The organism is Nostoc sp. JL34, assembly GCF_017114945.1.
GTDB lineage: Bacteria > Cyanobacteriota > Cyanobacteriia > Cyanobacteriales > Nostocaceae > Nostoc.
In genome coordinates this window covers 1-25,063 of sequence record NZ_JABXKQ010000047.1, presented here as the reverse complement: position 1 = coordinate 25,063, position 25,063 = coordinate 1, and the positions used below count along the sequence as shown (strand labels likewise).

General features: G+C 43.6%; 17 protein-coding genes and 1 riboswitch. Of the genes, 14 read left to right on the top strand and 3 right to left on the bottom strand.

The window, feature by feature from the left end; translation table 11 throughout:
* Window positions 1-80: 80 nt before the first annotated feature.
* Window positions 81-1,073: a 2-hydroxyacid dehydrogenase gene (locus tag HWQ44_RS09680; protein ID WP_292717959.1), complete on the top strand. Its 993-nt coding sequence runs from the start codon at window positions 81-83 to the stop codon at window positions 1,071-1,073.
* A 146-nt stretch (window positions 1,074-1,219) separates the two neighbouring features.
* Window positions 1,220-1,316, top strand: a riboswitch (TPP riboswitch).
* 7 nt (window positions 1,317-1,323) lie between these two features.
* Window positions 1,324-2,697, top strand: coding sequence for a phosphomethylpyrimidine synthase (gene thiC / locus HWQ44_RS09675; protein ID WP_292717957.1), 1,374 nt, complete (start codon window positions 1,324-1,326; stop codon window positions 2,695-2,697).
* Between the two features lie 363 nt (window positions 2,698-3,060).
* Here thiC and HWQ44_RS09670 read toward each other — a convergent pair whose 3' ends face one another.
* Window positions 3,061-5,049: a S8 family serine peptidase gene (locus HWQ44_RS09670; protein WP_292717955.1), complete on the bottom strand. Its 1,989-nt coding sequence runs from the start codon at window positions 5,047-5,049 to the stop codon at window positions 3,061-3,063.
* Between the two features lie 481 nt (window positions 5,050-5,530).
* On the opposite strand from HWQ44_RS09670, the gene HWQ44_RS09665 reads away from it, so the two are divergent.
* The 6 genes from HWQ44_RS09665 to HWQ44_RS09640 all read left to right on the top strand — a co-directional run bounded on the left by HWQ44_RS09665 (window position 5,531) and on the right by HWQ44_RS09640 (window position 12,406).
* Complete coding sequence (locus HWQ44_RS09665; protein ID WP_292717953.1) at window positions 5,531-6,109, top strand: hypothetical protein; 579 nt, start codon at window positions 5,531-5,533, stop codon at window positions 6,107-6,109.
* A gap of 158 nt (window positions 6,110-6,267) precedes the next feature.
* Complete coding sequence (locus HWQ44_RS09660; RefSeq protein WP_292717951.1) at window positions 6,268-6,891, top strand: DUF3859 domain-containing protein; 624 nt, start codon at window positions 6,268-6,270, stop codon at window positions 6,889-6,891.
* A gap of 5 nt (window positions 6,892-6,896) precedes the next feature.
* Window positions 6,897-8,702, top strand: coding sequence for an asparagine synthetase B (locus tag HWQ44_RS09655; RefSeq protein ID WP_292717949.1), 1,806 nt, complete (start codon window positions 6,897-6,899; stop codon window positions 8,700-8,702).
* Between the two features lie 106 nt (window positions 8,703-8,808).
* Entirely contained in the window at window positions 8,809-10,044 is a 1,236-nt protein-coding gene (locus tag HWQ44_RS09650; RefSeq protein WP_292717947.1) for a decarboxylase, read from the top strand.
* Between the two features lie 15 nt (window positions 10,045-10,059).
* Window positions 10,060-11,325 carry a hypothetical protein gene (locus HWQ44_RS09645; protein ID WP_292717945.1) on the top strand — a complete coding sequence of 422 codons (1,266 nt, stop codon included), beginning with the start codon at window positions 10,060-10,062 and terminating at the stop codon, window positions 11,323-11,325.
* Between the two features lie 49 nt (window positions 11,326-11,374).
* Window positions 11,375-12,406 (top strand): VOC family protein, encoded by a 1,032-nt coding sequence (locus tag HWQ44_RS09640; protein WP_292717944.1) that lies wholly within the window; start codon window positions 11,375-11,377, stop codon window positions 12,404-12,406.
* 210 nt (window positions 12,407-12,616) lie between these two features.
* Here the strand turns inward: HWQ44_RS09640 and HWQ44_RS09635 are convergent, their stop codons facing one another.
* The gene (locus HWQ44_RS09635) at window positions 12,617-12,871 is read right to left on the bottom strand and encodes a hypothetical protein (protein WP_292717942.1); all 255 of its coding nucleotides are present in this window, start codon (window positions 12,869-12,871) and stop codon (window positions 12,617-12,619) included.
* A gap of 143 nt (window positions 12,872-13,014) precedes the next feature.
* On the opposite strand from HWQ44_RS09635, the gene HWQ44_RS09630 reads away from it, so the two are divergent.
* The gene (locus HWQ44_RS09630) at window positions 13,015-13,155 is read left to right on the top strand and encodes a hypothetical protein (RefSeq protein WP_292717940.1); all 141 of its coding nucleotides are present in this window, start codon (window positions 13,015-13,017) and stop codon (window positions 13,153-13,155) included.
* 271 nt (window positions 13,156-13,426) lie between these two features.
* Here the strand turns inward: HWQ44_RS09630 and HWQ44_RS09625 are convergent, their stop codons facing one another.
* Complete coding sequence (locus HWQ44_RS09625) at window positions 13,427-15,247, bottom strand: ShlB/FhaC/HecB family hemolysin secretion/activation protein (protein WP_292717938.1); 1,821 nt, start codon at window positions 15,245-15,247, stop codon at window positions 13,427-13,429.
* A gap of 207 nt (window positions 15,248-15,454) precedes the next feature.
* On the opposite strand from HWQ44_RS09625, the gene HWQ44_RS09620 reads away from it, so the two are divergent.
* The 5 genes from HWQ44_RS09620 to HWQ44_RS09600 all read left to right on the top strand — a co-directional run bounded on the left by HWQ44_RS09620 (window position 15,455) and on the right by HWQ44_RS09600 (window position 25,024).
* Complete coding sequence (locus tag HWQ44_RS09620) at window positions 15,455-20,497, top strand: CHAT domain-containing protein (protein WP_292717936.1); 5,043 nt, start codon at window positions 15,455-15,457, stop codon at window positions 20,495-20,497.
* Between the two features lie 498 nt (window positions 20,498-20,995).
* Complete coding sequence (locus HWQ44_RS09615; RefSeq protein ID WP_292717934.1) at window positions 20,996-21,223, top strand: hypothetical protein; 228 nt, start codon at window positions 20,996-20,998, stop codon at window positions 21,221-21,223.
* Window positions 21,224-21,691: 468 nt separating this feature from the next.
* Window positions 21,692-23,482: a translational GTPase TypA gene (gene typA, locus HWQ44_RS09610; protein WP_292717932.1), complete on the top strand. Its 1,791-nt coding sequence runs from the start codon at window positions 21,692-21,694 to the stop codon at window positions 23,480-23,482.
* Between the two features lie 263 nt (window positions 23,483-23,745).
* Complete coding sequence (locus HWQ44_RS09605) at window positions 23,746-24,120, top strand: hypothetical protein (protein WP_292717930.1); 375 nt, start codon at window positions 23,746-23,748, stop codon at window positions 24,118-24,120.
* A 10-nt stretch (window positions 24,121-24,130) separates the two neighbouring features.
* Window positions 24,131-25,024 (top strand): caspase family protein, encoded by an 894-nt coding sequence (locus HWQ44_RS09600; protein WP_292717928.1) that lies wholly within the window; start codon window positions 24,131-24,133, stop codon window positions 25,022-25,024.
* Window positions 25,025-25,063: the final 39 nt, after the last annotated feature.

Below are 25,063 nucleotides of genomic sequence, written 5' to 3'. Positions count from 1 at the left end.
CGTTGTAGACATCGCTCCTCTAAACGTCAAGGTATTATGTACTCGAACACCGTGCAGCATACTAAAGTCTGAGGTTTTGCATGAAAGTAGCAGTTTTCAGTACAAAAGCCTACGATCGGCAGTTTTTGTCAGCAGCCAATTCTCCCACCCAACACGAGTTAGTGTTTTTTGAACCCCGTTTAAATCGGGATACAGCTATCCTGGCTGCCGAATTTCCGGCGGTTTGCGTATTTGTGCATGACCAGGTTGATGCCCCAACTTTAGAGCTTCTCGCCTCACGGGGAACTCGTCTAGTTGTTCTCCGCTGTGCAGGGTTTAACAATGTAGACTTACAAGCCGCAGCAGATTTAGGCATTACCGTTGTGCGTGTTCCCGCCTATTCACCTTATGGGGTGGCAGAACACGCTGTAGGATTGATTTTAAGCCTAAATCGCAAAATTCATCGTGCCTATAACCGTGTCCGAGAAGGCAATTTTTCTTTAGATGGACTGTTGGGATTTAATTTGCATGAGCGCACAGTGGGGATTGTTGGTACCGGCAAAATCGGTCTGATTTTAGGACAGATTATGAAGGGGTTTGGCTGTCACCTACTCGCCTATGACGTTTATCGCAATCCAGAATTGGAAGCGCTAGGTGGAAAGTATGTAGAACTACCTGAGCTATTTGCTAACTCCGATATTATCTCCCTGCATTGCCCTCTAACTCCCGAAACACATCACTTAATTAACACTGAGGCTATAGAAAAGATTAAGCCAGGTGTGATGCTAATTAATACTAGCCGAGGAGCGCTGATTGATACCCAAGCAGTGATTGAGGGATTGAAGTCTGGGAAAATTGGCTATCTTGCTGTAGATGTCTACGAACAAGAATCGGAATTGTTCTTTGAGGATTTGTCAGGAGAAATTATTCAAGATGATATTTTCCAGCGTTTGACAACGTTCCCCAATGTACTCATTACCGGACATCAAGCGTTTTTTACAGCAGAAGCTCTCTACAATATTGCAGAAACAACTTTTGCTAACATTACCGATGTTGAACAGGGTCGTCCTTGTGCAAATGAAATTCACGCCTAAACCTTTAGCACTAAACCACAAGATGTTTGTACGCCAATAGCCATAAATTTTAGCGATCGCCAGACTCCGAAAAACGGCTTAACACCACCCTCACCTCATAAATTGTTAACACCCTTGCCCCCAGATATAAGCAAAGTGATACACTACATCCATGCTAGGGGTGCCTACATAACCAGGCTGAGATCACACCCTTAACACCTGAGTCTGGGTAATACCAGCGGAGGGAAGCTGTTTATTGAGGAATTACAATATGCGGACTGAATGGGTTGCTAAACGACGTGGGCAGGGTAATGTATCTCAAATGCACTACGCCCGCCAAGGTGTTATCACCGAAGAAATGCACTACGTCGCCCAGCGGGAAAATCTCCCGGCCGATCTCATTCGTGAGGAAGTAGCGCGGGGACGAATGATTATCCCTGCTAATATTAATCACACTAACCTAGAGCCGATGGCTATTGGCATCGCCTCCAAATGTAAGGTAAATGCTAATATCGGCGCTTCTCCCAACTCTTCTAATCTTCAGGAAGAAGTTGATAAGCTAAACCTGGCGGTGAAGTATGGTGCTGATACCGTGATGGATTTGTCCACAGGTGGCGGTAATTTGGATGAAATCCGCACCGCTATTATTAAAGCTTCACCTGTTCCCATTGGTACGGTGCCAGTATATCAAGCTTTAGAAAGCGTCCACGGCACAATCGAGAATCTGACTGCTGATGATTTCCTCCATATCATCGAAAAGCACGCCCAGCAAGGAGTAGACTATCAAACTATCCACGCTGGGATTTTGATTGAGCATTTGCCCTTGGTGAGAAACCGGATCACTGGTATTGTCTCTCGCGGCGGCGGGATTTTGGCGCGGTGGATGCTACATCACCACAAACAAAACCCGCTTTATACCCACTTCCAAGACATTATTGAGATTTTCAAAAGGTACGATGTCTCCTTCAGTTTAGGAGATTCCCTGCGTCCCGGCTGCACCCATGATGCCTCAGATGAAGCACAATTAGCTGAATTGAAAACCTTGGGACAGCTAACTCGCAAAGCCTGGGAAGATGATGTCCAGGTGATGGTGGAAGGGCCTGGACATGTACCAATGGATCAAATTGAGTTCAACGTCCGTAAGCAGATGGAAGAGTGTTCTGAAGCACCTTTCTATGTTTTGGGGCCATTGGTGACAGACATTGCTCCCGGTTATGACCACATCACTTCAGCGATTGGGGCCGCGATGGCTGGATGGTACGGAACTGCAATGCTGTGCTATGTCACACCTAAAGAACATTTGGGTCTACCAAATGCCGAAGATGTACGGAATGGTTTGATTGCCTATAAAATAGCGGCTCATGCGGCTGATATTGCTAGACATCGCCCTGGTGCAAGGGATAGAGATGATGAACTTTCCAAGGCGCGTTACAACTTCGATTGGAACCGTCAGTTTGAATTATCACTCGACCCAGAAAGAGCTAAGGAATATCACGATGAAACTTTGCCAGCAGATATCTATAAAACTGCTGAGTTTTGTTCGATGTGTGGGCCTAAGTTCTGCCCAATGCAAACTAAGGTTGATGCTGATGCGCTGACAGAATTAGAGAAGTTCTTGGCCAAAGAGGCTGTGACTCAAAGTTAACAGATGAACCTCTTGTTGTAGAGACGCTAAATTTTCCCTTGTTCCCAGTTTCTAACTGGGAATGGGAATCTGTGGCCTTACCTGCGGCGGTAGCGCAATGGTATCATGTCCGTTTAATCAAGCTGAATAAAAATGTTCGTAGTAAGGACTTTAGTCCTGGCTTTGGGAACTGAAGTCCCCACTACAAACTGTTTATTATAGGTGATTTGGCGGACATAATAATAAGAAGCATTTCGAGACAATACGCTTGGGTTAAGGGTTATTGGTGTAGATGATTGCTCTTTCAAGACGCGATAAATCGCGTCTCTACATGAGGGTTTTGTTACTCATTCTGAACTGTATGGATTTTAAAAGGGGATTGGCTTAAAATCCAATTTCAATGGTCAAGGTGCGAATCTTTCCTGTATCTCCTTCTGCTTTATCTGCAACTTCCAGAGTCCAAGTTCCTTGGGGACTTTTACCTTTAAAGGCAGCAAGTTTAGGGGTGTTTACCTCGTCATAAGTTGTTTTAATATTATCTGTAGCTCCGCCCTGGCGATCGTGCAGATTTATGGGAAGTATGCCTGTTTGCACTGGGGGAAGGAGAGTAACTATCAAATCCCCAATATAAGTATGCTCGATATCTACATTAACTTTGATGGATTTTAGGAGAGTGGTATTAGCGATCGCTAACGACAATGTTGATGTTTGCAAGTCGTTAATTGGGATATCTTGGACTGCTTTAAATATGCTAATTGGCGATGTTTGAGCAGGCTTGGCCAATTCTACAGCTTTGAGAGCATTGATTCGACCGTAACCGTAGAAGGGGCTGCGACCATTGGCATCATATTTACCTCCAGCTGAATCAATGCGATCGCTGGAACGTTTAATAATATCTCGCACTTCGTCCCAACGCAGATTTGGGTTTCTGGCAAGAATCAGGGCTGCTACACCTGCTGCACCTGGACAGGAACTAGAAGTTCCGCCGAATTCGTTCGTGTAGTTACCTCCAGCGTCACCCAGATTCCGATTAACCGAATTATAGCCAAGTACACCAGAGCGATCGGTTGTCCAAATTCCAGTGGTTTGAGAACTATCGCCATTGTTGCTAGGAAAGGCACACCAAACCGCCTGACCAAAGTCACTGTAAGCGCTTCTCGTGCCGTAGTCATTACAAGCTGCTACTGCAATTACCTTTTGGTAGCTGGCGTAGCCGTCATTATCCACGCTTTCGTTACCATTGCCAGCCGCGAATAAAATTACACACCCCTTGCCGTTGCGTCCTTTATTGATTGCAAAGTCCATAGCAAGTCGTGTGGAATCAGGCAGAGGTACTTTTTGCTTGTGTGCAGGGTCGTCTGGCTCAAACCAAGTACCGTCTGCTGGGCCCCAGCTACAAGAAATGACATCAGCACCATTTTGAGCCGCCCAAATAAAAGCATCTGCTTCATCTTGTGACCCCAGCGCCGAAGCTAAACGAATCGGCATGAGTTTTGCACCCGGTGCTACACCAGATGCACCAAAGTTGCCGTTGGCACAAGCTACTCCTGCACAGGCTGTGCCGTGGTTATCGTCGTTTCCCGGTCTGGGATTGTTAGTTTTACGTGTGACATCTCGCGGGGCAACAATCTTGCCAGAGGAACGGAACTCTTCATGATCTAGATCCACACCGTCGTCGATAATTGCAATAATTGTCCCAGTGCCATTGCTCAACTTCCAAGCTGCTTCAACGTTGGCATGGGCGTTAATTACCTTACCATTAATTGTTGTTTGCTTTAAGTGCCACTGCTGCGAGAAAACCTGACGTTGGCGTAATTCACGCGCTAGTTCAGGATGGCACAGTTCTACTGATTCCTCATTCAGAAGTCTCTCGGCAATGTCAAAGACGGCTATACCAGTATTTGCAGTAGCACTCACAAAGTAAGCATTTCGTGCATATTCAAGTTGACGTTTAATTGTTAAGTTGTAACGTCTTAAAACCTCTTGGCAGACTCTCGACTCTTCTTCATTATCGAATTTAACAAAGAGGTTTTCGGTGTAGATAACAGGTTGTTGGGATACTGGATCGATGAGAACACGTCCGGCAAATTGGACTTCAGACTCATTGTTGAGAATTGCACGGGCGCGATCGCGCAAAGCGACACCCTGATTCGGAACTTTCGCTTGCAGAATTTCTACACCCGCTTGTCGAAACCGCGTTGTTAACTCAAATTGATTGAGGATAGTACGCGCTGCGGGTGACACAGATGCGACTTCAAAGGATCTTGCACCAACCAGAGTGCTACGGCTTTCGGTACGAACTACAACGTGTTCGTTACTGATAGCCAATTCATACTGTTTACCGTTCTGTCCACCATAGCGAACCTGAACCATAGTTTAATCTCCTATTAAATGTCTTGAAAATTGGGCATGGGTAAAACCGCATCATGCGTTGTGTTCCCGCAGTATCCGTTTTGCACTTACGTTTAGTTTATAGATACTTCGGATTTCATGTGCTATATGTGTATTACGGCATTAAAAATATACAGCTTAAGTAGGTAGGCGTAAATAATTATTGTTGGGATAAGGCAGGGAGCAGAGGGCAGGGAGCAGGGAGCAGGGGGAAAAAGAGTTTGAGCCTTATTTACTTTTTTTTACACAGTTTGGTTTTATTGTGCCGACTTGCTTAAACAGAATTTTATCTTTCTTAGTTCATATAAGCCTTCCATTCGTCTTTCCAGAAAAGAGGGGATTTCAAGTCAGGTTGCTTTACTAATCTTCACTATCAGTAGGGATGTATAACTGGGCATCCCGATGAAAAAAATGTATTCCATACCACTGAAAAACGCTATAACATCATTAGAACTTGAGAAAGATGTTTTATTTTCCGGCTGAGTATTTTCTACAGGTGTATTCTTTACCCCTGATTGCTGAAGTGAGATTTGAAAAAGACTATTTTTCTGAGTATCCCCAACAAATTCGCGTTGGTGGTGATGCCGACGGCAGTCCACGCCAACGCACTGCGGTATCTTACACACGGAAGTCTGGGTACTATGCAATACATTACAATCAACCCAGCACTGTGCCCCCAGGAGCAATTTTACAACTTAACGACGGTGCAATCGCAGTTTTTCCCGGCGAACCCAATCAATCAGAGCAGGTTACACTAAGTCCAATTTACACAGTGCAACCCAATGGTTCCCTAGCAATACCGACTGGACTGGTTTTCATCCGCTTTGCTGAAGGCGTTGATGTGGAGTCGCAGCGTCAGGTAATTAATCGAGCAGGTTACGAAGTAGCACAAAACCTTGACTATGCGCCTCATGCCGCTTGGTTACGTGCTACATCAGGTAATATTGCTGATGCGATCGCTGGGATTTCTCAGTTAGAAGCGATCGCTAATGTTGAGAATGTCGAACTTCAGATGCTTATGGAAAGAGGTTTTAGACTCTAATCAACCACGGTTCAATTATCCGTTTACGAATCCGAAAAACAACAACTTTGCTTTGTAGCTTATGATGTACCTACAAAAGTGAGATTTCTAATATAGAGTTCTTCTGATTGCACGTAATCAACGATCGCCATCAAGTTTTTTTTAACAGGAGTTAAGCTATGACGCAGCGACTGACTCAAGAGCAATTATCACAAATAGTCACAGAAGTAGAAGGTTTGCAAGTGCGTCGGGAAGCGGAACTAGACCAACAGCAAGTTAGAGAAATTTTACAAGAGTTGAATTTACCGCCAGAGTTACTAGATGAAGCGCTGATTCAGTTAAATCGCCGCCAAGCATTGGAAGTACAACAACGGAGGAATCGATGGATTACCTCTGGAGTGGTGGCAGTTGTGGTGGTGGCGATCGCATCTACAATATTTTTGATGCAGCAGCAAAATTCTGTACTTTCCCGTGTTTCTGCTCAACAAGATGGCATCACCTTGGTACAAAATAGTAGCGGCAACTTGAAGACAATTTCCCGCCAAACCAATCCAGAAGTGTTATACCGTGTCACCCTGAAGGATGCACCCTTGGGTAAAAAGCTGGCTCTCTTCTGTAATTGGATTGACCCAAGTGGTGAAATTGTCAAGCAAAACAAATATCAAACTCGCGAAATTAATACGTCTGTCTGGGATACCCAGTGTCGCTACATTATTAATCCGACTGCAACTGTTGGCAATTGGAAAGTGCAGATGTTCCTGGAAGGTCGGCAGATTAGTGATGAAACCTTTGAAGTTAAATAGTCCAGATGGGCAACATCCCGCATCACTTTCTTGGCTATTGGGGTTACGGCGCTCAACACGAGTTGGAAGCGCTGTTAACTAATGTCGTGGAAAACCTCTCTCCAAACCTCTCCCCTTGTAGGGGAGAGGCTTTGAATTTTCCCCCTTCCCTTGCAGGGAAGGGGGTTAGGGGGTTAGGTCTGAAAATCTGGAATGTTGTTTATATAGGACTTGATGGAAATTCCCCACTGCAACAAAATCAAATTGCTGCTATCTCCGCATCAGGATTATTCGCTTCACCCGATGCTTGGGTAAAGATCGAGGAAAACAACTGCCTAATTTTGGGAAGAGAACCTTTCGGAAAGCTGCCTTTGTATTGGACTCAGCAAGGACAAGTGATCTGGTTTGCATCCCAACTGCAACTACTCTTACCGATTTTGCAACAGTCAGAAGTTAGCATTTCTGGCTTATACGGCTATAGCTGTTTTTCCTACGTTCCAACACCCTTAACCCCTATTAATCAAGTGTTTGCAGTTCCAGCGGGGACTGAATTAGTTTGGCAGAGTGATTGTCAATCAGGGATTCTGCAAACACCTGAATCTAAAAATATTCACTCGTGGCGGGAAGCGCCAGAACAGTTAACAGATGAAGCTACAGCAATTACCGAATTGCGAACTCTCCTGAAAGACTCCATTGAGCGACAGATTACCGATTTAAAGGATGAGCCTGTTGGGGTGTTTCTCTCTGGCGGACTCGATTCTTCAGTAGTAGCGGCGTTGCTGGTGCAAGCAGGGGTGAAAGTCCGCGCCTACACTCTAGATTTTGGTGACGTAGGGATTCCAGAATATCCTTATGCTGAACAAGTTGCCCAGTTTCTTAAAATTCCGCTTGTTAAAGTTGCAGTAACCCCAAGTTCAATCAAGAATGCCCTAATTCCTACTGTGCAAGCATTGGATTTGCCCTTTGGAGATGGGGTGTGTGTGCCGTTGTATCTCCTATCTCAAAGGGCGAGTCAGGAAACCCAGGTAATTTTTAACGGCGAAGGTGGAGATCAATTGTTTGCCGGTTGGACAAACAAACCTTTAATTGCCGCAGGTGTTTATCAGGGAGAAAATCCCACCGGACAGGAAACTTTTATTCAGCAATATCTCCGCACTTTTCACCGTCTTGGGGGATACGAATCTCAAGTTTATCAGCCAGATATCTATGCACAGATCCAAAATTTGCATCCTGAAGATTGGCTGTTGGCGGCTCTCGATCGCAATGAGTGTCCATCTTTGTTGCATCGCCTCCGCCGTGCCAGTTTGATGCTCAAAGGAGCGCAGAATATCCATCCCCGTGCAACTGCATTGGGGTTTGCTCATGGTTTGTGGGTGCGATCGCCTTTTTGCGACTTACCTTTAGCAGAATGGACATTCCGTCTATCTGGAGAACTCTGCTTACAGGGAGCTTGTGAAAAATATATCCTCAAACGGGCTGTAGAAAATTGGCTCCCGTCCGAAATTGTTTGGCGACAAAAGCGGGGGATGGGGGTTCCTTTAACTTCTTGGTGTTTAAATGATTTTTGGCATCAGATAGGCATCTGGCTTAATCCAGAAATACTTCGCACCAACAATCACTTTTATCCTCACATTGCGGCCCAAATCGTTGAAGGCAAACTGGGAGCAGCTATTCAAGGGCGTCGGATTGGTGAAACACTCTGGTTACTGATTATGTGGCAACTTTGGCGATCGCATGTTTTAAATGAAGAACTAAGTAAACAGTCCTGGGATCATCCGTTTTGGTTACATCGTTGGCTATGGAGAAATTACAAAATAATTCGTAATTCATAATGACGCTCTCTACGAGACGCTAAAAGCGTAGCTTGCTTCTCTGAAAGAGTACGCGGACTCGCTACCACTACGCTAACGTAATTTACTGTATCAGTATTTTTGGTAAATGGTATCAAATAATTTAACTCAAAATCGTCTTAATCCCCCATTCTCCAGGGAACTTGCTCAGGAGTTACTGAATAACTACGGTTCTCCGCTTTATGTATATAATGGCGATCGCTTGGGCGAAACTATTAAGCGGATTACTAAAGCAGTCAGCTATCCCCGCACACAATTTCGCTTTGCTAGCGTTACTAATGGCAACATTGCGCTGTTAAAAATTTTTCGCTCATTTGGGTGGGGACTTCACGCCAATACCCCAGGAGATATTTATCTGGGATTGCAAGCTGGTTTTGATCCTAGTGAGGTTGTTTATAGCGGCAGTAATTTGAATCGGACTGAGATGCTACAAGTCCTGAATTGGGGAGTCACAACTCTCAATTTTGATAGCCTTGCTCAGTTGCAGTTGTGCTGCGAAGTTTTGCCCAGACGCAGAGAGAAATCTATTCGGTTGGGTTTACGCCTCAATTTGCCGGAAATTACCGGAGATAGTCGCATTGGTGTGCGTCCAGAGGAATTTGCTGATGCGATCGCTTTAACTAATGAGGTGGGACTAAAGCTGAGTGGTTTACACTTCTATCGAGGGACGGGAACTAATGCCACAGCCGCTTTCACCCAAGTGATTGATACAGTCATCGCCATAGCACAACAGTTACCTGATTGGGAATATTTAGATTTTGGTGGTGGCTTTGGCTACCCATATCATCACAACAAAACAGCCTTTGACTGGGAAATATTTGGGGCTGAGTTAACTGAGAGAATTACTAGTTTAGGACAGAAAATTGATTTGGTGATTGAACCGGGACGAAGTGCGATCGCTGGATGTGCCACCTTGCTTGCTCAAGTTGTTTCTGTGAAATGGCAAGGAGAAAAACAGCTTGTTGGAGTTGATACCAGCGTTGCTAATCTTTCAGTACCATCAGTACACGGTGGCTACCGAGAAATTGTCACTTGGAAGCAAGCAGACAAATCCTCAATTCCCTACTCCCTATTCACAACTGATATTTGTGGTAACACCACCTATTCACGAGATTATCTGGGGAAAAATTGCCAACTACCAGTTTTAGAAATTGGTGATATCGTTGCCATTCTAGATGTCGGTGCTTATGGTTATGCCATGTCGTCTCACTTTTTACACCGCCCCAAACCGGCGGAAGTCTTGCTAGAAAATGGCACACATCGCTTGATTCGTCGGCGGGAAGACTACAGTGTTTTATTAACAAATCAGGTGCTAGATAATTAACATCAAACAACCATTATGAAGTGTATTAACTGCGGAACTGACAATAAACTAAAAGACCGGACAGCTAATCAAGGTCGGTGTATAAAATGCAATCATCCCTTTGCCTTTGAACCGACTAGTATGAGTAATATTCAGATTACTGATCCTTTTTTTGCAAAGGCGATCGCTGACATTTCTGCAAATAACACCTTATTTTTTACACCCAAACAACTGCTTTATTTTCTAGATAATCGTTTCAGAAAAAGCTCAAAGTCTATTTCACGATTTGGCTGGTTATTTTTCTATGTGTTTTTTAATTTATTTACACTCGCTTTTATTATTGGGCCACTAATAGTAAATCTTGCGTATATTAATTTCTTTTATCAAAGTAGCAAATCAACTAACCTCAATCTTGTAAGTCGCAAACAGAATGCGAGGAATTTACAAATCATAGGAGGAATAATCCTTTCCATAGGAATTCCACTAAGTCTTATCTCAAAGTCATTCAACCTCTTTGCCATTATTGTTATTATGGGAATGCTGCCCATATATTTAGGAACTCGACAGCTAGGGCGAATTCAATTATTAACACAAGACTTTTTAGTTTCACAATCTCAGGTTAAAGATTGGCTAGAACGTTGGCAGCAAATCAATGGTTCAATTCTCAAAATTCTTCCTGCTCCAAACCAGGAAAATACACCAGCCACAGTTAATCCTGATGTGACTGCTTATAGTTTTGATAGATTAGTCGTTTGTGATAGTGCTAGTATTGCTCAACTATTAATAGCTAATAATTTTCACTTTGAAAATAACTGTGCAATTCTCAGCATTACTGGATATCCTCAAAGCATTTTTGACACCACAATGCAAATGCTGCGCCGCAATCCCGATTTGAAAGTCTATGCAGTGCATGATTGCAATCCACGAGGAATTGGTTTAGTTCATCGTCTTAAAACCAATGCTAGTTGGTTTCTCGATAGCGAGATTGTGATTATTGATATCGGACTAACGCCACGTCAAATTATCGCTACTAAGCGCGGAATGTTTATTCAATCCTCTCCAGAGTCAGCGCAAGCAGCTAAACAATTGCCTGAAGAAGTTCGTCAAACTTTATCTGCTGAAGAATTAACATGGTTAGAATCTGGAAACTTTGTAGAAATAGAATCTTTTACTCCCCAAAGAATAATTAAAGTTCTGCAAAAGGGTATTGCTGGCAGTCGAAATTTAGATAGTGACGACAGTAGCTTGCTTTTTGTAGGCGATACGGGAAATGATATATATACTGTTCAAAGTTTTGGTTAGCTTCTGTATTTTTGATTTATTTTGACCCAATCTAAAATCCAAAATTTGTATGACTCTCGAACAACAAACGGCAATTGAAGGAATCTATGAAGTGTGTATCGGTATCCCAGAGCCAATTTCTGCAATTCAGTATTGGGAACAATTTGGCTATCACATTGGTGAAGTGGGTGAATTAACCGCAGATTCAGCTAATCAACTATATGGGGTGAATTCGTCTTTACGCTCAATCCGCCTCTATCACCAAAATGCAGATCATGGTTTGATTCGGCTGATGGTTTGGCAAAACCCCACCCATGAAGGTTTGGGAACAGCATCGATGAAAATTAAGGGAAATCGCTGGGCGACAAGCTTAACTGCGGATATCTTAGGTATCTTAAATCATATAGAGAATGCAAAGGCCGCAGGTTTGCCTATTAGGTACTCTAACCCTTATTGGGAAGTCATCTACAACAAAGATAGGAAAAGCCGTCCTTTTATTGAGCCAGCAGTTGGTGTGCGAGAAATGCTGTTACTGCAACCCTTAGCTCGCCAGGTTCTATTTCAACGGTTTGGCTATACGCTACCGCATTACGGACAAGTTAACCATAATGCCGCTCTCAAGGCTAGTCAGTTTACGCACATGGGGATTATCGTTCAGGATGACAGCAAAGAAACCCTGAAGTTTTATGAAGAAGTTTTGGGTTTGCTGCGTGTGCGGGATGATGTCGAAACTAGCTATGAATCTTCGCCAGCAGGTAAAGATATTTTTGACCTTAACCCTGGTGAAAAGTTTATTGTCACTACCTTTGACGATCCCCGTTCTTCTAAGTCTGACCTGATGGCTACGCGCAGTGGTAGACTTTACATTATTCGATTCCCAGAATCTATTAATTTAGAATCGCGCTTTGATGCAGCCCAACCAGGTAGCTTAGGTATGTCTTTATATACCTATAGAGTTAAGGGAATACAGGAGTATTGCGATCGCATCAAAGCAAGTACTGCCCAAAAAGTTACAGATATTATTAGTAATGAATTTGGCGAGACAAGTTTCTCCTTTATTGCACCAGATGGCTACTTCTGGACTTTACTAGAAGGTAATTAACTGGTGTAAAAAGGGAAGTAAGGGAGCGGGAGAAGAACAACAATGCCCTTTAAGAGTGCTGAGTATTGAGTATTGAGTATTGAGTATTGAGTAGGGAATCTCACTTATTTACTCAGGACGGGCTAAACCCTAGCTATCTGCTAACGGAACTCGGAAAAGAGGAACTGTTTTGCCCAATGCCCAATGCCCAATGCCCAATGCCCCATTAATTTAAATTTCTTTATTTCCACCAATAGTTAGTTGCTTTTTGCTATGTTTTAACTGTTTCCAAAGTGCTTTAATTTGTTCGTAAGCTTCTTCTTGAGACAGTTTTCCCCCTGTTTCTAGGCAAGTGATGTAACTAATTCTTTGGGAAAATTCTTGGAGGTTGGCATTAAACACTAAGTTCTCTGGTTGGAATTTACCATAATACCGACTACGTGGGTAAAGAAAGCTGTTTTTGTCTTGGGAGTTAGGTTCTGTCATAAGTTTGCTCTCTGTGATTCTTTGTTAAATTTATAAACTTAAATTTTATCTGTGTGTAAATACACACCAGAAAAGTCAAATTCCAGAAGAAGTGAATATTTTACTAAAAGATTAGGTTAACGCAGGGGGAAAGGTAATTAACTGTGGAAAACACTGAAATAAGAAAGCAAAATGGTATTTTGAGTAAGTCAAATGCCATTTTGTTTGCGGAAAACACCAAAATGAGTAAGTCAAATGCCATTTTGCTGATTAAACTCAACCTGATCCAATGCGCCTCAAATTAGGGGTCATATTCTAAACTAACGTGAATTTGACGAACTAATATACCCAATCAAAAGACCTCTCCCTGGTTTTACTACGCAAAACCCGTCCCTCTCCGACTCGGAGAGGATCTTTTATCTCAGTACGGACTAAACCCTAGCTATCCACCAACAGCACTCAGTAGTCTTGACCTTTTTTAATTAATTTGGGGTACAAGCCCCCACTGATTGCAATTTTTAATTAATAATTTTTAATTGGAGCGTTCGCGCAGCGTCTCGTAGAGAAGCGACTTGACTAGGGTTGATAGCGAAGGCTAAAGTAAAAGCCATCATCCTGGGCGTTATTACCGCGATCGCTCAGATCGATAAATGGAAATCCATAATCGAGCCGCAAAAAAAGATTATCAATTCCCATTGCCTGATTCCACAAGAGTCCTAAGCCTGCACCCACCAAAAAAGTTTGATCGGGTAGCTGATTGGGATTATTAGACTGATTCCAGACGGCTCCCATGTCCAGAAATGGCGCAAGTTGAATTGTAGATATTCCAGATTCATTACGCTGCACTGTGAACCGATCTTCGATCGCTACCCGAAATCCATTATCCCCAGAGCGGATATTTTGGCGATATCCCCTTACAGACTGTCCACCGCCAATCACGAATTGCTGGGAAGGTAAAAGGCTATCTGGTGTAAGCTGTAAGTCTGCTTGGATGAGCAATAAATGATCGTTACTGAGTTGCTGTACACGCTGGACTTGACCTAGCCAACTGAAAAAGCGACCATCGGGTATGGGGTCATTGTTGATAGTTGCATCTAATATATCAATGCCAAAATTAAATTGCGATCGCAAAAACCAGGCTCCTTGAGGTTCGCGCCTGATATAATCTTGACCAAATTTAATTACACTGGTGCGGCTAACGCCATTAGCATCAGGCCCAATGCCAAAGGGAGTTGCAAGGTTATCAAAGAGGAAGGTTTGACCATCTTGATAGGTAAATCCCAAGGATAGAGCAAATTCTTCTTTGGGCGATCGCATCAATGGTTGACGATAATTGATTTCATAAAGATCCTGGTTAGCCCGAATGCCAAACGCATCAAAGGGTGGCTCGGTAATTTCGTTGCGATTAAATGCCGCTCTAATCTGCACTTTGCCATTCATGGCGTTCACGGGAACCTGATAGCTAAAATCAAAGGCATCGGAACCACCAGAGAGTGTATGGTAATAGGAGCCTGCTAACTCATCTCCCATGCCGGTTAAATTGCGCGATCGCAATTCAACACCCAATCTTTCCGCACCAATACTGGGAGGGGAATAATTATCTACACCCAAGCTACCAGTTAAAGGGTTTGCCTCTTCAACTCTGACAATGAGAACACTTTGACCAACTTTACCCGTTGGACGCAGACGTGCTTCCACATTAGTAAATAAGGGATCGAGTCGCAACAATTTCAGTTGTTCTTCGAGCTTACCAGTATTCAGAGGAATACCAGCACCTAGTTGGATGCGACTACGAATATAAGATGGGTTTAATCGCCGCGTTCCTTCGATGTTAATCTCTGTCAAACGCCCTTCCAACACCCGAATTACCACAACACCATCAGCGATACTAGATTGTTGAGTGTCTGGAATCGCTCTGGAATTTATATAGCCTTTATTTAGGTAAAGTTGGGTAATAGCGTCTGCGGCTTGTCTGATTTCTTCTAAAGTTAAGTCCCGTTCTTCAAACGGTTTCACTACTGGATTAAAGTCATTTTCATTAAAAACTGTGCTATCTACAACCTGGATTCTGCGAACCCGAATGCGTTGTGGTGTTTTTGGTTGTGGGTTCGGGTTAGTTGCCGGAGGAGGTTGTGTTTCCTGTACTATTTGTAACTCTGATTGACTGCTATTTTGAATCGAGTCAGGTATAAAAATATTAGCTGTGGCTCTCAGTCCATTTGCAGTTAAAATCCAGACCACAGGCAGAATTAACAAGCCATACCGAAAGCTGAAACTGTTCTTACTGCATTTAGTAATTGCCAAACTCCGCCAAGTGTCTAACTGATGAGAGAAATAGACAATTTTTTGCTGAGTCGTTGCTCTAGGCTGAACACCAGTTTCTGTTTCTTTTCTCATTTATCCTCAATGGAGTGCCTTATTTAACGACTGGGCTGATTTTGATTTTTGAGTATGCAATGGCTGTATGAGTATTTCAATATCATATTTTTGATATTCAAATTTCAAAAGATTTGTAACTAAAACTCTAATTAACAGCGATTTCTTCTAAGTGCTAGTCCCTAGCATTATATTGTGGTTACAGGTAGAAAACTTGGGAAAACTTCGATGTCACCACTGATTTCCATTGTCATCGTCAATTACAATCGGGAGTCTTACCTTCAAGAAGCGATCGCTAGCGTCTTAGCGCAGACATGGCAAGACTTTGAGCTACTAATTTGGGATGATGGCTCTACAGACACATCGGTGGCGATCGCCAACAATTATGCTCAACAAGATGGGCGAGTGCGGATAGTTCAAGCACACCATCAAGGAGTTGCTGCGGCTTGTAAGGCAGCGATCAGCCAAACTAGTGGCACATACATTGGGATCGTAGACAGTGATGATATCCTAGCCCCAACCGCCCTCGCCCAAACCGCTACAGTCCTCAACCGCTACCCAGAAACAGGATTTGTTTACACCGACTACTTAAATATTGATCAAGAAGGTAAAGTTCTCGGCTACGGTCATCGTTGTGACATTCCTTACTCCCCAGAAGGTCTGTTGGTAAACTTCATGACTTTCCACTTCCGCCTGATGCGCCGTTCGATTTACGACCGGATAGGAGGTGTCAACACGTTCTTTGCTGGTAGTGCTTATGATTACGACCTGTGTCTCCGACTTTCAGAAATAACCCAGGTGCGTCAAGTTAAACAGCCCCTTTACTTATATCGAAATCATTCCCAAAGCATCTCTGTTACTAGAAAAAAAGAACAAATTCTCTGGTCTAGGCAAGCGATCGCTCAAGCACTTTGGCGGCGCGGACTAGCAGACAAGTTACAAATCGATGTAGAATTGCCCACAGGTCGCTTCATATTGCGGCGCAAAAAATCTCTACTGTCCAGCATCGCCGCTTCAGTGTTAGCTATTGTGCCTCTGGTGACAGGCATGAGTGCGGGATTAGTGCAAGCACAACAAATTGTCCCTGCTGCCGATGGGACAAACACAATTGTTACACCCAACGGCAATCGACTTGATATCACTGGCGGTACAACTTCTAGGGATGGTGTTAACCTTTTCCATAGCTTTCAACAATTTGGCATTCAACCAGAACAAATTGCCAACTTTCAAGCCAGTCCGGCGCTACAAAATATCCTTGGTCGAATTACAAGCGGTAATCCTTCCATCATCAATGGCTTAATTCAGGTAACAGGTGGCAATGCTAACCTTTTCTTGATGAATCCAGGCGGATTTATTTTTGGAGCAAATGCCAGCTTAAATGTGCCTGGTGCTTTCACGGCGACAACAGCCAACGGCATTGGTTTTGGTAGCAGTTGGTTCAACGCTATCGGTGTTAATGACTACGCCAGTTTAGTTGGAAACCCCAACGGATTTGCCTTTAGTACAAATCAGCCAGGAGCGATCGCAAATGCTGGAAATTTGGCAGTAGGTGCTGGACAGAATTTGAATTTATTGGGTGGTACTGTGGTCAACACGGGGCAACTTTCGGCACCGGGAGGGCAAATTTCTGTCACATCCGTACCAGGGGAAAATTGGGTGCGTCTTAGTCAGCCAGGAAATCTGTTGAGTCTGGAAATTCAGCCCCTCGCCTCTAGTAGCAACCAACCCAATAACTGGACAATCCCCATTGCATCCTTACCAGAATTGCTCACAGTTGGGAACACGGGGTTAACTGCTAATCCTGATGGAACTGTGCAACTAACAGGCTCTAAAGTCACAATTCCCACAACTCCAGGGACAACGATTGTTTCTGGCAAAGTTGATGTATCAAGTCAAGCAGGCGGTACGGTAACTGCTTTGGGTAAAAAAGTTGCGGTGGTTGATGCCAATATTAACGCCTCTGGAACCAATGGCGGCGGTACTGTGCTAATTGGCGGTGATTACCAAGGTAAGGGGACTTTACCCAACGCAGATCAGACTTATGTGGACTCAAACTCCGTCATTAATGCCGATAGCAATTTGAATGGAAACGGCGGACGTGTGATTGTTTGGGGTAACGGTGCAACTCAGTTTTTTGGTAACATTTCGGCTCGTGGGGGAGCAAATGTCGGGAATGGTGGTTTTGTAGAAGTATCAGGCAAAAATTTCTTAACCTTCAACGGTTTGGTAGATACTTCAGCCGCCAATGGTAGCTTTGGCACTTTATTGCTAGACCCCAGCACATTGACCATTATCGATGGTGGGACAGGGACATTTGATGGCACACCTGGTAATATTCTGTTTGCTGATCCAGATAACGGGGCAAACACCGTTTCATGGGGTGCGATCGCAGCTTCGGGTGCAAATATCAACTTACAAGCCACAGGGAATATTACCATCAATGACATCACTGGAGCTACGGCTGGAGTAACTACCCCTGGTGTCGCTACATTAAACTTGGGTAATGGCGGTAGCTTCAGCCTGACTTCACAAACTGGTTCTGTAATCTTTGCTAATCCCACCAACACAATCGCCACAACCGGAGGAGCAATCACTATTTCTGGAGCTAGTTTATCACTAGGAAATCTAAACACAACTCCTAATTTCACTAGAAGTGGGGATGTAACTTTATCTGCAAGTGGCAACATTATTGCAGGCAACATTATTGCCACTGGACAAGGCTACTCAGCGGGTAATGTTCAAGTCATCAGTAGCAATGGTGGAATTACCCTGAATCAGATCAACACTAGTGATAGTGGAGGGATTGGCAATGCCACAGGTGGAACAGTGACTTTAACTGCCGCAGGCAATATCCTCACGGATACCATAAATTCTTCTTCTAATGATGCTGGTGGCTTAGGTACAGGTGGCAATGTAGTTGCAACAACCACCGCAGGCAGTATTACCACAGGGGCAATAAACTCATCTGTAGTCAAGAACGGAGGTGGCGATTTTACTGGAGCGGCTGGTGGAGTCAACTTAACTGCTAGAGATAATATCGCCGTTAATGACGCTATTAACGCCTCTGCGATCGCCATTGGAGTCGATGGTACTGCAAATGTTACAGGTGGCAACGTTACTTTACAGACTACCAATACTGCTGGCAGCAATATTCGTTTTACCAACATCAACACACAATCTATAGCAGACGATTTTGTTGATGGAAACACTGTTCAAGGTGGCAATGTGCAAGTGCTAACCAACGGACTGATTCAAGGAATCGGAATCGGTGAAGCGATCGCAACTGGTGGATTTTTTACTGGTGAAGGAGGTACTAATGTTCAACCTCTTGCGGGAGGTACTGTCAGAATTCAACACGATGGTGGGCCAAACAATGTGCCATTTATCGTCGGTGATGCGAGTGTGAATGGCACAGCAGGGTCAATTACTACAGGGAATAATTCAATCATTGCTTCAAATAGCTTTCCAGTCTTGCCTAATGGCGGAAATGCTAGCGGCACTCCAATCGGTATCACTATTACTTCTGTCAACACCCCGCCGACATTAACAGCAAACTCATCGCTACCCAATACCCAGACAAATCAACCTGTAACCTTAACGTTCTCTAGTTTGGCTGCACTGGTTCTCGATGCTAATAATGACATTACCTCCATCCAGGTTGATACGGTGAATACCGGAAATCTGACTATCAATGGCCTTCCCGTCATCCCTGGTGTTACTACTTTATCTAGCGGCGATACTTTGGTGTACACACCGCCAGCAGATACTAATGGGTCACTAAATGCCTTTGTAATTAGTGCAAATGATGGCGTTTCCTCTTCTGCACCTGTACAGATAGGAATCAACGTCAGTCAGACTCCTACCACGATTCCTACCCCAATTCCTACCCCGACTTTTACTCCTACCCCTGACCCCTGCACATTCCAGTGCAGTCCAGGTAAACCGATTTACCCTGGCCCCAATAATCCTCAGATTGATAACCCCGTTCTGAATACCGATCCCACTCCTGAAGGCAATTTCACAGATGATTTTGCCGACCATTTAGGTATACCAACTCCTAGAATCAAAACACTGGATAATGCCAAAGAAATTGCTCGCCAAATTGAAGAAGCTACTGGTGTAAAACCTGCATTTATCTACACCAGTTTTGTCCCTGTGGAGATTCTACCAGAGGGAAATTTTGGCAAAGCTAAAAAACTTACTAAACAGCTAAATACCATAGCAGAGCAGGATAGCGACCAACTAGAACTAGTGGTAGTAACTGGAAAAGGCGATCCTATCCGCAAGCGTATCCCAGAAACGACTAGAGCCAAAGTTCTCCAAGTAGCTCAGGAATTTCGTGACCAAATCGTTAGTCCACAAAACCGTCGCCGCACTGGTTATTTGCGTTCATCTCAACAACTTTATCGCTGGATTATTGCACCACTTGAGGCAGATTTACAGGCGAGAGGAATCAACAATCTGGTCTTTTTACCAGACATTGGGTTACGTTCAACCCCAATGGCAGCACTTCACGATGGTAAGGGGTTTCTAATAGAAAAATACAGTATTGGTTTGATGCCTAGTCTTAGTTTGACTAATACCCTTTATAAAGACATTAAAAAATCTCAAATTTTAGCATTGGGGGTTTCTCAGAGTACTCAGGGACAAGAGCCTTTACCAGCAGTTCCCCTTGAGTTATCAACACTGGTGTCTAAACTCTGGCAAGGCAAATTATTGTTAGACAAGCAAGCCACCTTAGAAAATCTCAAAACTATCCGCCGCCAACAACCTTTTGGGATTATTCACATGGCAACTCACGCCGATTTTGCTACCGGTGCTTTGAGTAATTCCTATATTCAACTATGGGAAGACAAGTTACGCTTGAACCAATTACGACAGTTGCGCTTGAATGAACCCGAAGTTGAAATGCTAGTGCTGAGTGCTTGTAGAACAGCCTTGGGCGATAAAGAATCCGAACTGGGATTTGCGGGTTTGGCGGTGCTAGCAGGTGTGAAAACTAGTGTTGCCAGTCTTTGGTCGGTTAATGATGCTGGTACAGCAGCGTTGATGACGAAATTTTATGAGAATTTGAAGACAGCTTCGATTAAGGCAGAAGCTCTCAGACAGGCTCAGGTAGCTATGGCCAAAGGGCAGATTTACATCAAGAATGGTCAAGTGCAAGGTTTGGGAGTAGTCGGGAACTTGCCTTTACCTGCTGACAGTGCTGATGAATCACTTACGCATCCTTATTATTGGGCTGGATTTACAATGGTTGGCAATCCTTGGTGAAGTGGAAATTAAATATCAATTGATCATTGGCAATTTGATCGTTCTTTCTTACCAAAAATAATTAGTAATAAACTAACAAAAATTTCAGGAAAAATATAATTCGGAGTGATATCAGGTTCGGTTAAATACTTATAACATCTGTAGGTTGGGTTGAGGAACAAAACCCAACGCTTGATCCTTGTTCATGTTGGGTTTCACTGCCGTTCAACCCAACCTACATTGATAAATTTTATTATAAGTAATCACCTTAACTTGATATGATTCTATCTGCGATCGCCCCCTGATGAATGGTAAGGGATATAATCACTACGGCAGTGAAGATCCAAACCAGCAAGATAGAAGTAAATATTGGAATCCAGCGTCAACGCATAGCTGTACAGAGGTTGTTAGTACAGATAATATAGATAAAGAGAGTGTCACATCAATTGTACATAACAATTTTTATCAGTATTGTAGCTTTAAATGATTGACTTTTAGTTCTAAGTAATAAATATCTTTATGAGTAGTTTAGTCTTATTATTATTGGGTTTAGGAATTTTTTTATTTGCTTGGACAAGTAAAGACGAAATTCATCGGATTGCAGCGATGGTAACTGGGATAATTGCTCTAATTTGGGGATTTTCTCTAGCTCCCTTATCATTTCAATTGGTATTTGAGATTATCTCAGTTGTAGCGACTTTCTTCGTTTGTATGCGTTGTTTAGGCTGTGGTTTCAACCGAGATTAATTTTTCATGCGAGCAACTTTGGATTTTGCCGCAATTTAGTTAAAAAACTTGCAATAAATTGCGATCGCCTACGCACCTCTCACCAAAGCATCTCAAATACTAGTACAACACGGCGGAAATAAACCAACCATTCCAAATCAACGAAACCCTTATACTGTATTCATTTTTAATTTTTAATTCCGCTTTGCGGTACTAGTTCCTCTGGCTGAACCAACCGCAATTCTCAAAAGCAACACCGCCCTTCACGCAACGTTTGTTTGTAACAGAAGCTTTTTTTGTCCCCCCAATGCCGTAATTACCACACATCTTCTTTGTGGGGTTTACAAAACTTCCCGCAATTGTGACGATTACGCTAGAATTGTTAAAGGTTCTTTACAGAGTTTCGCTAATCATACCCAATTCTGTTAAAACAGCCTAGCATTCAAATGTAAATCTTAAAACCCCCTCTAGAGTTCACCAAAAGTTTCTATGACGCTCCCAATTCGCAACGTCGCCATTATCGCCCACGTTGACCACGGCAAAACCACGCTGGTTGACGCACTCCTCAAACAATCCGGCATTTTCCGCGAAGGCGAAGACGTTCCGGATTGCGTTATGGACTCCAACGCCCTAGAACGGGAACGGGGTATCACTATCCTGTCCAAAAATACAGCCGTTCGCTACAAAGAAACACTAATTAATATTGTTGACACTCCTGGACACGCTGACTTTGGTGGCGAAGTTGAGCGCGTACTCGGCATGGTTGACGGATGTCTTCTGATTGTCGATGCCAACGAAGGCCCCATGCCCCAAACGCGCTTTGTCCTGAAAAAAGCTTTGGAAAAAGGGCTGCGCCCCATTGTTATTATCAACAAAATTGATCGTGGACAAACTGACCCCCACGTTGCTGTTGATAAAGTTTTGGATCTGTTCTTGGAATTAGGGGCAGATGAAGACCAGTGTGATTTTACCTATCTGTTTGCTTCCGGTATGGCAGGTTTCGCCAAGGAAAGCTTGGAAGCAGAATCGGTAGATATGCAACCCCTGTTTAACGCGATTCTGCAACACGTTCCACCACCAGTAGGCGACAGCAATAAGCCTCTGCAATTGCAAGTCACAACCCTAGATTATTCAGAATATCTGGGACGGATTGTCATTGGCAGAATTCACAACGGTACGATCCGCTCAGGACAACAAGCAGCTTTAATCACAGAAGATGGCACCATTGTCAAGGGTAAAATTACCAAGTTGATGGGCTTTGAAGGACTAAAGCGGATAGACATGGAAGAAGCAACCGCAGGTTATATTGTTGCGGTGGCTGGTTTCGCTGATGCTTATATTGGGGAAACCATTACTGATCCCAATGAACCGCAAGCTTTACCACTAATTAAAGTGGATGAACCAACGTTGCAAATGGCCTTCTGGGTGAATGATTCGCCCTTTGCTGGTCAAGAAGGCAAGTTGGTGACTTCCCGTCAAATACGCGATCGCCTATTCCGCGAACTTGAAACCAACGTGGCTTTGCGTGTCGAAGAAACTGATTCTCCCGATAAATTCCTTGTTTCCGGTCGTGGAGAACTCCACCTGGGTATCTTAATTGAAACCATGCGCCGGGAAGGGTTCGAGTTTCAAGTATCTCAGCCACAGGTAATTTACCGCGAAGTCAACGGCCAACCTTGCGAACCTTATGAACTCTTGGTGTTAGACATTCCTGCTGATGGTGTAGGTAGCTGTATTGAACGCCTGGGACAACGTAAAGGCGAAATGCAAGATATGCAACCAGGTAGTGGCGATCGCACCCAGTTAGAGTTTGTCATTCCCGCCCGTGGTTTGATTGGTTTCCGGGGTGAATTCATGCGGATGACTCGTGGCGAAGGCATCATGAATCACAGCTTCTTAGATTACCGTCAACTTAGTGGCGATATTGAAGCCCGTAACAAAGGCGTTTTAATCTCCTTTGAAGAAGGCGTTTCTACCTTCTACGCCATGAGAAATGCCGAAGATAGAGGAGCATTCTTTATTGTTCCCGGTACAAAGGTTTACAGAGGCATGATTGTGGGAGAACACAATCGTTCCCAAGATTTGGAATTGAATATCTGTAAAACCAAGCAGTTGACCAACCACCGCGCGGCTGGTGGCGATGAACTAGTGCAACTGCAAGCACCGATAGACATGAGTTTAGAACGGGCTTTGGAATACATTGGCCCCGATGAATTGGTGGAAGTTACACCCCAATCGATTCGTCTGCGGAAGATGTCGAAGAAGTTGGCGAAACGGTAAGTAAAGCAATAACTTAATTGATTTAGAAAGCCCACTGATGTGGGCTTTTTATTTTGTTGCTTACATCTGTTTTAGGTTGCTCAACTCCTCGAAACTCTCTAGTATTGTTTGTCATACTTATATCCAAAAAGACAAATTTGTTTTCTATGAAGATTTATACAAATGTTCGTTATGTTCATTAGAGAATAAGGTTTTTACTGGTATAAATACATATAATTGTCAGTCTTTATAAAAAAAACTAACTAAACTTTTATTAGTACAGCATGACAGCAAATAGCATTAAATTTACGATCGCCTTCAATGACCCTGACTTGGACGCGGAAGAAAAAGACGAGCAGGTTCAACGACTAATTACTGAACTTAAGCAAATTGACGAATTAGATGCAGTTGGTCGTGTTCTTGATCCCAACCCACCAGAAGGCAACAAAGCATTAGGCGGGTTTCTGGTGGGTTTGTTAATGGCTGAGGTAAATACAGCCAATGCAAAAAAGTTAGTGGGATTTCTGGGCGATCGCCTCGGTGGTAAACCGATTGAATTATCAGTGGAAGCCAACGGCAAGAAGCTGACAGTGAAAGCCCACAGTCGGGAAGAACTAGAAGCCGCCATCAAAGCAGCACAAGATTTTATATCGGCATAGATAGGAAAACATGGTAAAGGTAGCATTGCTGATTGGGATCAGTGAGTATGAGCCAGGGCTAAATACATTACCTGGCTCAGTGAAAGATGTGGATGCTATGCAACGCGTTTTGGCACACTCGGAAATTGGAGACTTTGCCGAGGCAGACATCACAGTGCTGAAAAATCCGAAGCGGCAAGAAATGGAAGATGCAATCTATACGCTTTTTAGCGATCGCAAAAAGGATGATCTGCTGTTGCTTTACTTCTCTGGTCATGGCATCAAAGATGAGAGTGGCAAGCTTTATTTAGCTACCCGTACTACTCGTAAAGAGAACGGCAAGTTGGTTAAGCCTTCAGCAGTAGGCGCTACGTTTCTACATGAGAGCATCAATGAAAGCAGATCCCAAAGACAGGTTATTATTTTAGACTGCTGCTTTAGTGGTGCCATTGCCCAAGGTATGACTGTTAAAGATGATGGCGCTTTGAACCTGAAGGAACAGTTAGGTGGTAAGGGACGAGCTATCCTTACTTCTTCATCTGTCATAGAGTATTCTTTTGGCTCGGATGGCTCGGAAAATCCAGGGCATGAAAACGCTGGACTATCCACATATACGCGTTACTTGGTAGAGGGGCTAGAAAAAGGTACAGCAGATTTAAATGGAGATGGTTGGATTTCTGTTGATGAACTACATGAATATACCAGTGCAAAGGTAAAAGAAGCCGCACCAGCAATGACCCCGAAGTTCTTTCCAGTTGAGGAAGGTCATAAGATTTTGTTAGCAAAATCCTCTAAAGATGATCCAAAGCTCAAGTACCGGAAGGAAGCCGAAAGTCGTGCAGGGCAAGGGAAATTTTCTCCCTTCGCCCGTAGAATATTAGACATACTCCGAGATGAACTTGGTTTTACTATAGAACCCATTTGACATCTAAGAAGGTGCAGCAAGCCTCTTAACCATCAACCG

Coding starts and splice junctions, on each gene's coding strand:
- HWQ44_RS09680 (WP_292717959.1), top strand. CDS start 81: ATGAAAGTAGCAGTTTTCAGTACAAAAGCCTACGATCGGCAGTTTTTG.
- thiC (WP_292717957.1), top strand. CDS start 1,324: ATGCGGACTGAATGGGTTGCTAAACGACGTGGGCAGGGTAATGTATCT.
- HWQ44_RS09670 (WP_292717955.1), bottom strand. CDS start 5,049: ATGGTTCAGGTTCGCTATGGTGGACAGAACGGTAAACAGTATGAATTG.
- HWQ44_RS09665 (WP_292717953.1), top strand. CDS start 5,531: ATGTTTTATTTTCCGGCTGAGTATTTTCTACAGGTGTATTCTTTACCC.
- HWQ44_RS09660 (WP_292717951.1), top strand. CDS start 6,268: ATGACGCAGCGACTGACTCAAGAGCAATTATCACAAATAGTCACAGAA.
- HWQ44_RS09655 (WP_292717949.1), top strand. CDS start 6,897: ATGGGCAACATCCCGCATCACTTTCTTGGCTATTGGGGTTACGGCGCT.
- HWQ44_RS09650 (WP_292717947.1), top strand. CDS start 8,809: ATGGTATCAAATAATTTAACTCAAAATCGTCTTAATCCCCCATTCTCC.
- HWQ44_RS09645 (WP_292717945.1), top strand. CDS start 10,060: ATGAAGTGTATTAACTGCGGAACTGACAATAAACTAAAAGACCGGACA.
- HWQ44_RS09640 (WP_292717944.1), top strand. CDS start 11,375: ATGACTCTCGAACAACAAACGGCAATTGAAGGAATCTATGAAGTGTGT.
- HWQ44_RS09635 (WP_292717942.1), bottom strand. CDS start 12,871: ATGACAGAACCTAACTCCCAAGACAAAAACAGCTTTCTTTACCCACGT.
- HWQ44_RS09625 (WP_292717938.1), bottom strand. CDS start 15,247: ATGAGAAAAGAAACAGAAACTGGTGTTCAGCCTAGAGCAACGACTCAG.
- HWQ44_RS09620 (WP_292717936.1), top strand. CDS start 15,455: ATGTCACCACTGATTTCCATTGTCATCGTCAATTACAATCGGGAGTCT.
- HWQ44_RS09615 (WP_292717934.1), top strand. CDS start 20,996: ATGAGTAGTTTAGTCTTATTATTATTGGGTTTAGGAATTTTTTTATTT.
- typA (WP_292717932.1), top strand. CDS start 21,692: ATGACGCTCCCAATTCGCAACGTCGCCATTATCGCCCACGTTGACCAC.
- HWQ44_RS09605 (WP_292717930.1), top strand. CDS start 23,746: ATGACAGCAAATAGCATTAAATTTACGATCGCCTTCAATGACCCTGAC.
- HWQ44_RS09600 (WP_292717928.1), top strand. CDS start 24,131: ATGGTAAAGGTAGCATTGCTGATTGGGATCAGTGAGTATGAGCCAGGG.